Below are 12186 nucleotides of genomic sequence, written 5' to 3'. Positions count from 1 at the left end.
TCACATTACGGCGACTGTTTTTTTACATTTCGCACTTTTTTCAACAAGCACTGCCTTTCAATGCACGGTTATACAACAGGTAATTACGGTAAAGGGCATTTAATCTGAAATGACTATGGCATAGTATGGAATACAGAAAGAAAAACCGTCATGTTGAACCCATTGGTATAACAACATTGAGTTTAACACCGGATAAATAACCATAAAAAAGACAGGATACTCCATGGGTAAATTTAGAACCTCACTTACTGCTATGTCAGTAGTGCTTGCATTAGGTGCATGCTCAGAACAAAAAGCACCAGAAACCGCAATGGCTGACAAAAAAGAAACGGCGATGGCCGATACAGCCAACTTCGACAATGTACTTCTTCAGGCATTCCAAGGCCCCTACGGTGGCGTACCTGCTTTTGATAAAATGAAACTTGAAGATTTAAAGCCTGCGCTTGAAAAAGCGATGGCATTAAACTTAGAAGAGATTGAAGCGATTGCGAATAATACTGCGGCGCCTACTTTCCAGAACGTTATCGTAGAGATGGAAAGAGCAGGTGACGAGCTGAGTCGTGTATTCACTTATTACGGTATTTGGAGCGCCAATAAATCTAGCCCTGAATTTCGTGAAATTCAAGCCGAGATGTCGCCAAAGCTTTCTGGTTTCTTTTCCAAAATAACGCAAAATGAAGCGTTATTTGAACGTGTAAAAGCGGTGTATGAATCTGACGAAATGCAGACGTTAACACCTGAAGAACAGCGCATCACTTGGATGACATACAACAGCTTTGCACGTAACGGCGCTACGCTCGATGGTGAAGCGAAAAAACGTTATGCAGAAATTAACCAAGAGCTGGCAACACTGCACACTAAATTCTCTAGCAATATCCTTGCTGATGAAGAAGGCTACGTTACTTATATTTCTGAAGACCAACTAGATGGCTTACCGGCCTCTTTTGTAAAAGCGTCGAAAGCCGCTGCTGAATCGCGCGGTGAAGAGGGCAAATACGCCATTACTAACACCCGTTCTTCTATGGATCCATTCCTAACGTACTCGACTAACAGAGAGCTTCGTGAAACCGTATGGCGCACTTATTACAACCGAGGTGATAATGGTGACGACCTTGATAACAATGAGATTATCAAGCGCATATTAACCCTTCGCGATGAGCGTGTTGAACTACTAGGATATGAAAATTACGCACAGTGGCGTTTAGAAGATCGCATGGCCAAAAACCCTGAGAATGCCATGGATCTTATGATGAAGGTGTGGCCTGCGGCTATTGCTCGTGTTGAAGAAGAAGTGGCCGACATGCAAGCCATTGCCGATGCCGAAGGTGCAGATATTACTATTGCGCCTTGGGATTACCGTTTTTACGCAGAAAAAGTGCGTAAGGCAAAATACGACCTTGATTCAAATGAAGTTAAGCAATATTTACAGCTAGATAAGCTACGCGAAGCCATGTTCTATGTTGCTGGGCGTTTGTTCAACTTCAACTTTACGCCAGTAGAAACAGGCAAGGTTCCAGTGTTCCATGAAGACGTGAACGTTTGGGAAGTGACAGATAAAGATTCTGGCGAGCATATTGGCTTGTGGTACCTAGACCCGTTCTCTCGTAAAGGAAAGCGTTCAGGCGCGTGGGCAACAACGTACCGCTCTTACACAACGTTCGACGGTAAGAAAACCGTGCTGTCTTCAAATAACTCTAACTTTGTGAAAGGGGCCGAGGGAGAAGCAACGCTTATCTCTTGGGATGACGCAGAAACCTACTTCCACGAGTTTGGTCACGCACTTCATTTCTTATCAGCAGACGTGAAATATCCATCGTCTCACTCTGGTGTGCGAGATTATACCGAGTTTCAATCACAACTGCTTGAGCGCTGGTTAACGACTGACGAAGTCATTAATCAATTTTTGGTACACCATGAAACTGGCGAGCCAATCCCTGCAGACTTAGTGGAGAAAATCAAAACCGCTTCTACGTTTAACGAAGGGTTTAAAACCACCGAGTATATGGCATCAGCCATTATGGACTTGAAGTACCATACCACTGACCCAAGCACTATTGAACCAGATGCGTTTGAGCGCGATGAGCTAACCAAATTAGGTATGCCAGAAGAAGTCGTGATGCGTCACCGCTCACCACACTTCGGTCATGTATTTTCTGGTGAAGGTTATGCAGCTGCCTATTATGGTTACATGTGGGCAGAAGTACTCACCGCCGATGCCTCTGAGGCGTTTATGGAAGCACCGGGTGGTTTCTATGATAAAGAAGTAGGTGACCGTTTGGTTAAATACTTATTCGCCGTAAGAAATGCGATGGACCCAGCAGAAGCATACCGCAAATTCAGAGGTCGAGACGCCAAAGTTGACGCACTAATGCGTGATAGAGGCTTCCCTGTGACTACAGGTTCAGACGAAGAATAAACACAGTAATGCTATGTCAAAGCCGTTTTAGTGAAAACTAAAGCGGCTTTTTTCTTGACCTTCTAGTCAGAATTAATTAAGAATCATTAGTGGTGCGTGAAACGCACGGCTAGCGGAAGCCTAAATAATAATTATATCCTGCCGATAGCACGTAATAAGTGGGTTAATTATCTACCTAATACGTGTTTCGCGTTAGTTGTTCAAAAACGCATACCCTATAACGATAAGAATAATTCAAGACGTGCAATGCCTGCAATGCTCAGTCACTTTTTCAGCATAAACTACGTGGTCGGAAGTCATGACTTTCAGTATTAAACAAAAACTTATTCTTTCTCTTATGGTCGCAGTGTTAGCTGCCGCTATTCTTGTCGGGTCAATTAGCCAATGGATTGCTCGCGATCTTGTCAAAGACAATATGGAGCAATTACAACTGCCATCCCTGTTAAAGCAGGTGGGTAATAGAGTAGACAGAGAAGCCAGCGTCATGCTTACCGTGGCACACAGTATTGCTTCCAACCCCGACATTCTTGCTTGGTCAGCGGCAGGCGCAGACAGTATGGGTGAACAGCAACTCCTTAACTTTTTAGGCGATATTGTTTCGTTTAATGATTTAACGGTGGCATCGTTCGTGGATAGGCAAACCTATAAATATTGGAATCAAGACGGCTTTTTGCGCGTACTGCAAAACGACAAGTTTGATGGCTGGTTTTTTGCCTATAAAGACAGTGGCGAGCCCATTTCATTGAGTTTGTACAATGAAACTGGAAAAGGTTATCGGTTATTTGCCAACTACCAGCAGGTGAATGGTAGAGGCATGTCTGGCGTGGCCAAATCGGTAGACGAACTACTCGATATTATTAACCACGTTAAAATAGCAGAAACCGGGTTTGTTTATTTAGTTGATGGTAACGGCACTATTATTGCCCACCCAGACACGAAGCTACTTGGAAAAGCACAACTAAGCACCGTAAGCACCAACGAGGTACAACGCACACTATTACAAGAGCGCGGGTTTGCCATGGCAACAAGTGACTCATTAGGCACTGATACGTTATTTGCGACCACCTATGTCGAAAAAGCTGGGTGGTATGTGGTCGCTCAAGTGCCTGAACACGAACTTTATGCCTCTTTAAACGCTGGCAGCAGGCAAATCATTATTTGGTCAATAGCCATCGCTGGGGCTTTTGCGTTAATCGGTATTTGGTTGGCCGGTTCGTTAACGCGACCGCTAGAGTCACTTGCCGACGTATTTCAACAACTCGGTCGTGGACAGGGTGATTTGCGCTCACGTATTCCAGTACCAGAGCAAAAGGAAACCGCCCGTTTAGTCGAAGGGTTTAACAATTTCATCGACCATCTTCACGGTACGATTTCGTCGGTTGCACAAACCAGTCATGCCCTTAAAACGTCTGCAAAAGATGTGGCGAAACAATCACAACATACAGAGCACTCGACAAAAGGTCAGCGCGATCAAACATTACAGGCAGCTACAGCACTTACCGAAATGGGCAGCACAGTTAATGAAGTAGCACAGTCAGCCACACATGCTGCTCAGAGCGCTAACCATGCACTAAGCAGCTCGACTGAAGGTCGAGTAATTACCCAAAAAGCGGTCGTTGCGATAAACCATCTTTCAAGCCAAATTGAAGAAGTCTCTACCGTCATTCAATCTCTTGATGCTCATACCGCGGCAATCGGCGGCATTTTAGATACAATCCGCGGTATTTCTGAACAGACAAACCTTCTTGCACTAAACGCGGCAATAGAAGCGGCTCGTGCCGGTGAACATGGAAGAGGCTTTTCTGTGGTCGCCGACGAAGTAAGGACACTTGCGCAGCGAGCTGCTCAAGCGACAGATGAAATACAAGTGAAAATAGATAAGTTCCAGCAGGACTCAAGTTCAGCGGTCGCACAAATGCAAAGCAGCAAAACACAAACAAAAGACGTGGTAGCGGCGACAAGCGAAATTGATACCCTACTTCAGCGCATTGCCGAACAAATAGAGCATATTAATGACGTGAACACTCAAGTGGCCACGGCAACTGAGCAGCAAGCAATGGTGGTAGAGGATATCAGCAGAAGTATTAACGAAATTAGTGAATCAAGTGAGGAAACGCTGAGTACCACACAGGTGTTGGTATCGGTAAGCGACAAACTTGATGATCTTGCTAACGAACTCTCAGAAGAAGTAGACCGCTTTACGCTATAACGTTAAAAAGCCATCGCGTATTGGACTTTAATTTGGCTGTCGTGGTTGTCTCGCCACGGCAGCGTTAACGCTGTATTATTTGCATCCCACGACTCCCGAAGCGCCGCTATGGTTAACGTATGGGAAGACGCATTAAAAGGTACTTCAACGTACAGACCGGCTGTCGTACTGGTAGGAAGCTGAATAACATCAGCGACAGGTACTGACATTTCATGTTCAGGTTTTATTTTATGGCTTAACCCTACGCGATACCCATCGCCCTTCCACCAACTTACCACTTCGAATTCATGCGTTCTTACTCGCTGTGAAAGTACCCCATAGTTCAATAAACCACGGTTGTAATTCACGCGGGCTTCGATGTTAAACGTGGGCGTGAGTTGCTGGGTAAGAGAGAGCTGATAGCGCTTTTGTTTGCAGCCTTTAAAACTGATTTTGTTTTTAATGAGGGTAAGTGAAAATGCATCGTTACTGCTTACGTACTTGTTTAGCCATTCCTGTGCATTTTCAACATCTGAGGCTAGAGCACACTGCGTGTGAGCGGTCATACTCGCAAATGCGACAGCAAAGAAACATGCTTTATTTCGCTTCATATTGACCCTCGACTGCTGGTTAAAAATTAACACATAGCATGAGTATAGACACGAAGTGAGTGGTTTAATATTAGACTATCGATACTTTTAGATAGGTATTTATAATTGAAGCTAAATTAGTCGCTAGACACCATCGCTTTTGTTAATGACGCCGCACGCGTTTTGGTTGCCTCTTCGGTAAACCAGTAATCTCCTGATTTATCGACACACACCCCCTCAACTTGCTGATAGTTTTCTAATGACCATACGTTTAACAATGCAAAGTTTGTACTAGCTTGAGCCATAAAGGCTGCAAAGTTACCAAATGGGTCAGACTTGTAGCCAACGAAAACATAAACATTTCGGGTTTCATCATAATCTGCACCGGTAATAACGCCAGGCAACCCTTCTATCTGTGCAACGGGCAACAACGATTCGCTGGTAGCGGTAATATCGTAAACAAAAGCGATACCGCTACGCCAACTTTTCGAAAACAAAAGAAGCGTATCATTTGCGGCCACCATGGCTTCGGCGTCGAAATCGTGCGCATATGGAATATTGCCAGACACGCGGTTGGCGGCGTAACTTATCGTGCGCGTAATCATCGGCGACGTGTTATTTATTGGATAATGTATTATCGATAAGTCGGTTCGCTTACCTTTATTGTTTCCCACATCAGCGATGTAAATATAGTGTTTGTCTGCAGCGATAGCTTCCCAGTCAATATTCTTTTTATTTATCTCGGTGGTCGAAACGATTTCACCTTCATAATCTATTTCGTAAGTCACCGCCGCATTTCCAGAGTCATTAATTGAAAGCATGGTATTTTCATTGCAATGCAGCCCAGACGTTTCCGCTAACGCCTTTGGTAAAACTCGCAGCGTGCTTAGCGTTATGGGGGCGGGTGAAATAGCTGAACTGCACCCTAGAAGGGTACTCACTATGACGGTGATGAGAACAAAACTACGAACTGGCAAGAATTACTACTCAAAAATAAAGAACAAAATAGTGAAAGCAAAGTACTATGACCTGACAGTGAGTACAATAGTTACCGCACTAATAAGTGATCCAGCTTGCGTATTACCCTGTTTTAATACGCTTAAAGCAAACGTATTTATGAACTATATTTAATATGTTGCTTGTACGGAACGAATAAAAAGGAAGAATTTGTGTCAGACCCTCTCTTGTCCCTTGTTGCTGTTGGGCTGTTGTCCATCAGTTGTCAGTATTTAGCGTATAAAATTCGCTTACCTGCCATTCTTCCATTGCTTATTGTGGGCATTGTGGTTGGGCCTGTTTTCGGTGTGTTAGACGCTGATGCCTTATTTGGCGATTTACTATTCCCCGTTGTGTCTCTCTCCGTTGCAATTATTTTATTTGAAGGAGCGCTAACGCTTAAACTAGGCGATATAGCAGGCCACGGTAACATGGTTAGAAACCTGTGTAGCATTGGTGTATTGGTTACCTGGGTAGTGGCGGCCATAGCCGCGCATTACACCCTAGACCTATCATGGCAACTCAGCTTTCTATTTGGCGCCATTGTCACTGTTACTGGCCCTACCGTTATCGTCCCCATGTTACGAACCGTTAGACCCAACACAAATTTAGGGAATATCCTTCGCTGGGAAGGCATTATTATCGACCCTATCGGTGCGCTACTCGCGGTGTTAGTCTTTGAGTTTATTTTAGCTTCTCAAGGTAACGCCATTTCTCATACGCTTATTACCTTTGGTAAGACTATTGGCATCGGTAGTTTGCTGGGCTTGGGTTCCGGCTATTTGCTCGGCATCTCAATTAGACGCGACTGGATACCACACTACCTGCTAAATACTGCGGTACTTACCATTATTCTTGGTGTGTTTGCCGCATCAAATTATGTCGCGCATGAATCAGGTCTGTTGGCCGTTACCATCACCGGTATGGTGCTGGCTAATATGAAAGATGTAGACGTAGAGGATATATTAGAATTTAAAGAAACGTTAAGCGTACTGCTTATCTCTGGTTTGTTTATCCTACTTGCTACACGACTCAATTTAGCGTCGATAGAGGCCGTTGGCTGGGGCGCACTTGTTGTTATCGTTGCCATTATGTTTATCGCAAGACCGTTATCGGTTTTAGTGTCATCGATAGGTACGGGCTTAAAACTCAACGAACTTGCGTTGCTTAGCTGGATTGCACCACGTGGTATTATTGCTGCTGCCGTATCTGCACTATTTTCGCTAAAGCTTGAAGAAATAGGCTATGAGGGTGCTGAGATAATTGTTCCAATGGTCTTTTTGGTGATTATCGCAACCGTCGTCGTACAAAGCTTGACGTCACGTGCAGTAGCTACCCTTCTTAAAGTGCGTGCACCGGCGCCGACAGGCTATCTTATCTTTGGAAGTAGCAAGTTTAATCGCATGCTAGCGAAAGAGATGATCAACCAAGAAATGACGGTCACGGTTGCCGATACAAACTGGGACGCCATTAGAGAAGCCCGCATGATGGATATACCCGTTTATTTCGGTAATCCTATGTCTGACCATGCAGCGAGACATTTAAACATTGCTACATTCGGTACCGTATTAGTGATGTCGCCTTACAAACAATTAAACCCACCTATTGCTTACCACTTCGAATACACGCTAGGGAAGGAAAAAGTGTGGGCGCTGACCAATAACGAACAGTCCACGCGCCCTAGTCACCAAGTAAGCAAACAATATGCTAAAAAACTGACGTTATTTGATGAAGGGGTAACCTATGGCTATCTTGCCTCATCGGTGTCAAAAGGGGCGACGGTAAAAACAACGCGGTTATCAGAAGAGTTTACGTTTGAGCAATATAACGATGAATACGGAATAAGAGTATTGCCATTGATTGCGATAGATCCAGAAGGCAAAACCTTCACGTTTATCGACGGAAATAGTATTTCACCAAAGGCCGGATGGCGAGTCATTAGTATGATATTGCCTGAAGCTGACGACGTTCCGGTTTAATAAAGAAGAAAGCACCCTACCTTACGGAAGGGTGCTTCTACCTGGAAAACGTGTAATTTGGTGCTTTGTATTACAAAGCGTTGTTTTTATATTTTTACCGCCATTACGCCGTCGGCAATACAAATGCAACGAATAGGCCAAAAATAAAAATGCCAATTAATTCATAATGTTAAATATTTAAATGCTAAAAAAGAAGCACTAAAAAAGCGTAAAATGAAAATCATGGTGCACTCACGCATCATATTGGTGACCATTTTTTAAACAGTGCTATTGTAAAACCCGGTGCATGGGAGTGTTATGCGACATAGGGCATAATACACTTCAGCGTTTTTTCTACCGCACCGCTGTTTTCATCAAGCACTTTTCGTCCCTCGGCCCCCACCTGTTCACACACTTGTGATGAGTTAAGCCATGTCGATATCGCCGCTATCATGGCGTTAGCATCTGGCGTAATAGTAAGCGCACCGCGCGCTAACAAGTATTCGCAAATTACAGGGTTATTATAGGTGTGTGGCCCCATTATAATCGGAACCGAAAATGCCGCAGGCTCTAATGCATTGTGCCCACCTCTGTCTGCAATTGAACCGCCAACGAATGCGACAGTCGCAATTGAATAGGCGGTATTAAGCTTGCCCATTTCGTCCAGTAGTACAACACCAACCTCTTCTGGGACTGTTTGCACTGCGCTGGTTCGCACAAAAGTAATATTGTTACGCTCAAGCAGGTTAGCAACCGCATCAAAGCGTTCAGGATGCCTTGGAACAAGTATTAGCTTTAGGTTTGGGTACGTCGCGTTAAGTGCCGTATAGGCGTCAAGCAGTACCTGTTCCTCGGGTTCATGCGTACTTCCCCCCACGATAACCGGCCCATCGTTTAGTTTAATACCTTTAAATAAACCCGACGTAACATTGTCACTGCTAACTTGATCAAACTTTATATTGTTGGTGAGGGTTACTTTATCGGCACTAATACCCAATGAGAGATAACTTGTGTAGTCTCTCTGCCCCTGTGCACAGACGTGCGTCAATTTTTTAAGCATAGGCAAAAACACGGTATTAATCTTGGCATAACGACGAGCAGACCGTTCAGTCATACGTGCATTCACCACAAACGTGGGAATGTTCCGTAGCCAGCATTCATGAATGAGGTTTGGCCACAATTCGACTTCCGTAATGATTACCGCTTTAGGTTTAATACGCCTAAGCATGGCAGCCATCGATAACGAAAAATCAAAAGGGAGATAAAAATGATGAACAGTATCACCATATATATCTCGAACTCTTGCTGAGCCGGTTGCAGTGGATGTGGTGATTGTAATTTGGGCGTCGGGCTCGCTTATCATTATTTTTTTTATTAAACACGACGCAGCGACTACTTCACCAACTGAAACACAGTGAAACAGATACCCATTTAATGTTTTAGGCAAAGCAACAAGGCCGAAACGTTCGAGTCGTTTACCTGTAGCACTTTGGTTATACATTGATTTCTTTCGCACTAGCAACAGGCAAGCAATGGGCATTAATAAAGAAAGAAGGAGTGAATAAGTCCAACGGCACAGTTCTTCAAAAAATGAGGGAGTGTAGTGAACGTTCTTGGCGCTCTTCATTCGCTATACCTTTTTTCTTTTCGCTATTACGGAGGTTTTTATGCAATCTTATGAAGGTTACTGCTTTCATAAAGACAGGTGCACACGATACGCTATTGTAACCGCTTTATTAATTAATTCAGAAAAAGACAAAATTTACTTTTCAGCAGACACAAAAAAGCCGCTCGAAAGCGGCTTTTTATATCGTTATAAAAAAGTCAGCAATTAAACGCTAGCTTTTTCTACAACATCTACAAGTGTCCAATTTTTATTTTTAGACAATGGGCGACATTCACGTACTGTTACTACGTCACCTTGGTTGCAAACGTTGCTTTCATCGTGTGCGTGAAGCTTAGTAGAGCGCTTGATGAACTTCCCATAGATTGGGTGCTTAACAAAACGTTCAACTACAACAGTAATGGTTTTATCCATCTTGTTGCTAACCACACGACCTTGCACTGTACGAATTTTTTGCTCAGTCATTACGCATCAGCCTTTTGAGTCAGAATGGTTTTAACACGCGCGATGTTACGACGTACTTTTCTCAACTGGTCAGTTTTTTCAAGCTGGCCTGTTGTGTGCTGCATGCGCAGGTTGAACTGTTCGCGTAGCAGGTTAATCAACTCTGCGTTCAGCTCTTCTACGCTTTTTTCTTTCAGTTCAGTCGCTTTCATTACATCACCGTCCGAGTTACAAAGGTTGTTTTAAATGGCAGTTTAGCCGCTGCCAATTCAAACGCTTCGCGTGCTAGAGCTTCAGGAACACCTTCCATCTCATAAAGCACACGACCAGGCTGAATTTGGCATACCCAGTACTCAACGTTACCTTTACCTTTACCTTGACGCACTTCAAGAGGCTTCTCAGTAATTGGCTTGTCAGGGAAAACTCGAATCCAAATTTTACCTTGACGCTTAACGTGACGAGTCATAGCACGACGCGCTGCTTCGATTTGACGCGCGGTCATACGACCACGGCCAGTCGCTTTAAGGCCGTAAGTACCAAAGGCTACAGTGTTTCCTGCAGCTAAGCCGCGGTTGCGACCTTTATGCATCTTACGGAACTTCATGCGTTTTGGTTGTAACATGATTAGCCCTCTCGCTTAGCGTTGCGGCCTTTCTTCTTAGGTTGAGCAGCTGGTGCTTGCTCTTGAGTTGTAGGTAGTCCACCTAGAACCTCACCCTTGAAGATCCATACTTTAACGCCGATGATGCCGTAAGTAGTTGCAGCTTCTGAGGTTGCGTAATCGATATCTGCACGGAATGTGTGCAGAGGTACGCGACCTTCACGGTACCATTCTGAACGTGCGATTTCCGCGCCGCCCAAACGACCACTAACTTCAACTTTAATACCCTTAGCACCTAGACGCATTGCGTTTTGTACTGCGCGCTTCATAGCACGACGGAACATAACACGACGCTCTAGCTGGCTAGAGATGCTGTCAGCGACTAACTGACCATCTAGCTCAGGCTTACGTACTTCAGCGATGTTGATCTGAGCTGGCACACCGGCAAGCTTAGACACATGGTTACGTAACTTTTCTACGTCTTCGCCTTTCTTACCGATTACAACGCCTGGACGAGCGGTGTGAATAGTCACACGGATGCTCTTAGCAGGACGCTCGATCACGATTTTAGAAAGTGAAGCGTTTTTAAGTTGCTTAGTCAGATACTGACGTACCTGATGATCATTAAACAGGTTGTCTGCATAATCTGCAGTATTAGCGTACCAGGTAGAAGTCCATGGTTTGCTGATACCCAGGCGTATACCTGTAGGATGTACCTTCTGTCCCATTATCTACTCCTAGTTATCCGCTACAACCACAGTAATGTGACTGCTGCGCTTAAAGATACGATCAGCACGGCCTTTAGCACGTGTCTTGATACGCTTCATAGTTGGACCTTCGTCAACGAAAATCTTGGCAACGACTAGCTCGTCGATATCCGCGCCTTCGTTGTGCTCTGCGTTAGCAATCGCAGACTCCAAAACTTTCTTTACTAGCGCTGCGCTTTTCTTCGGGCTGTACGTAAGAACTTCTAAAGCTTTCTCTACGTGTAAACCGCGAATTTGATCCGCAACCAAGCGTGCCTTTTGAGCCGACGTGCGGGCAAAACGGTGTTTAGCTAATGCTTCCATCTTCCTACCCCTTAACGTTTAGCTTTCTTATCCGCGACATGGCCGCGGTAAGTACGCGTTGGCGCAAATTCGCCCAACTTGTGGCCGACCATTTCGTCACTAATAATGACAGGTACATGTTGTCGACCGTTATGGACCGCAATGGTCAACCCAATCATATCTGGGATGATCATAGAACGACGAGACCAAGTTTTAATTGGTTTACGTTCGTTCTTTTCCACTGCAGCCTCTACCTTCTTCAGCAAGTGAAGGTCAATAAAAGGACCTTTCTTGAGAGAACGTGGCATGGTGAATCCTCG

General features: G+C 44.6%; 12 protein-coding genes. 3 read left to right on the top strand and 9 right to left on the bottom strand.

Annotated features, from left to right (window positions below; all coding sequences use genetic code 11):
* The first annotated feature begins 223 nt into the window (after positions 1–223).
* Both ACOJRU_RS01715 and ACOJRU_RS01710 read left to right on the top strand, forming a co-directional pair.
* On the top strand, positions 224–2416 hold the full coding sequence (locus ACOJRU_RS01715) for a M3 family metallopeptidase (protein WP_421133343.1): 2193 nt from the start codon (positions 224–226) through the stop codon (positions 2414–2416).
* Positions 2417–2714: 298 nt separating this feature from the next.
* A complete protein-coding gene (locus tag ACOJRU_RS01710) occupies positions 2715–4625 on the top strand; it encodes a methyl-accepting chemotaxis protein (protein WP_421133342.1) in 1911 nt (636 codons plus the stop codon).
* 2 nt (positions 4626–4627) lie between these two features.
* Here ACOJRU_RS01710 and ACOJRU_RS01705 read toward each other — a convergent pair whose 3' ends face one another.
* Complete coding sequence (locus ACOJRU_RS01705) at positions 4628–5215, bottom strand: hypothetical protein (RefSeq protein ID WP_421133341.1); 588 nt, start codon at positions 5213–5215, stop codon at positions 4628–4630.
* Between the two features lie 116 nt (positions 5216–5331).
* Positions 5332–6171, bottom strand: a complete 840-nt coding sequence (locus tag ACOJRU_RS01700) for a hypothetical protein (protein ID WP_421133340.1) — start codon at positions 6169–6171, stop codon at positions 5332–5334.
* 192 nt (positions 6172–6363) lie between these two features.
* Here ACOJRU_RS01700 and ACOJRU_RS01695 point away from each other — a divergent pair, with 192 nt between their 5' ends.
* Positions 6364–8169 carry a cation:proton antiporter gene (locus ACOJRU_RS01695; protein WP_421133339.1) on the top strand — a complete coding sequence of 602 codons (1806 nt, stop codon included), beginning with the start codon at positions 6364–6366 and terminating at the stop codon, positions 8167–8169.
* Positions 8170–8464: 295 nt separating this feature from the next.
* Here ACOJRU_RS01695 and ACOJRU_RS01690 read toward each other — a convergent pair whose 3' ends face one another.
* The 7 genes from ACOJRU_RS01690 to rpsS all read right to left on the bottom strand — a co-directional run bounded on the left by ACOJRU_RS01690 (position 8465) and on the right by rpsS (position 12174).
* Entirely contained in the window at positions 8465–9649 is a 1185-nt protein-coding gene (locus tag ACOJRU_RS01690) for a 3-deoxy-D-manno-octulosonic acid transferase (RefSeq protein WP_421133338.1), read from the bottom strand.
* Positions 9650–9979: 330 nt separating this feature from the next.
* Positions 9980–10237 carry a 30S ribosomal protein S17 gene (rpsQ, locus tag ACOJRU_RS01685; RefSeq protein ID WP_421133337.1) on the bottom strand — a complete coding sequence of 86 codons (258 nt, stop codon included), beginning with the start codon at positions 10235–10237 and terminating at the stop codon, positions 9980–9982.
* Positions 10237–10428, bottom strand: coding sequence for a 50S ribosomal protein L29 (gene rpmC / locus ACOJRU_RS01680; protein ID WP_014947980.1), 192 nt, complete (start codon positions 10426–10428; stop codon positions 10237–10239). The genes rpsQ and rpmC overlap by 1 nt, the downstream gene beginning before the upstream one ends.
* Positions 10428–10838 (bottom strand): 50S ribosomal protein L16, encoded by a 411-nt coding sequence (gene rplP / locus ACOJRU_RS01675; RefSeq protein WP_338519864.1) that lies wholly within the window; start codon positions 10836–10838, stop codon positions 10428–10430. Before rplP ends, rpmC begins: the two co-directional genes overlap by 1 nt.
* Positions 10839–10840: 2 nt before the next feature.
* Positions 10841–11545, bottom strand: coding sequence for a 30S ribosomal protein S3 (gene rpsC / locus ACOJRU_RS01670; RefSeq protein WP_421133336.1), 705 nt, complete (start codon positions 11543–11545; stop codon positions 10841–10843).
* Positions 11546–11554: 9 nt separating this feature from the next.
* Entirely contained in the window at positions 11555–11887 is a 333-nt protein-coding gene (rplV, locus tag ACOJRU_RS01665; protein WP_421133335.1) for a 50S ribosomal protein L22, read from the bottom strand.
* An 11-nt stretch (positions 11888–11898) separates the two neighbouring features.
* On the bottom strand, positions 11899–12174 hold the full coding sequence (gene rpsS / locus ACOJRU_RS01660) for a 30S ribosomal protein S19 (RefSeq protein ID WP_012516961.1): 276 nt from the start codon (positions 12172–12174) through the stop codon (positions 11899–11901).
* Positions 12175–12186 lie beyond the last annotated feature (12 nt).

It is taken from the genome of Alteromonas algae, assembly GCF_049117195.1.
GTDB lineage: Bacteria > Pseudomonadota > Gammaproteobacteria > Enterobacterales > Alteromonadaceae > Alteromonas.
This window is presented reverse-complemented; position numbering and strand designations above follow the sequence as displayed.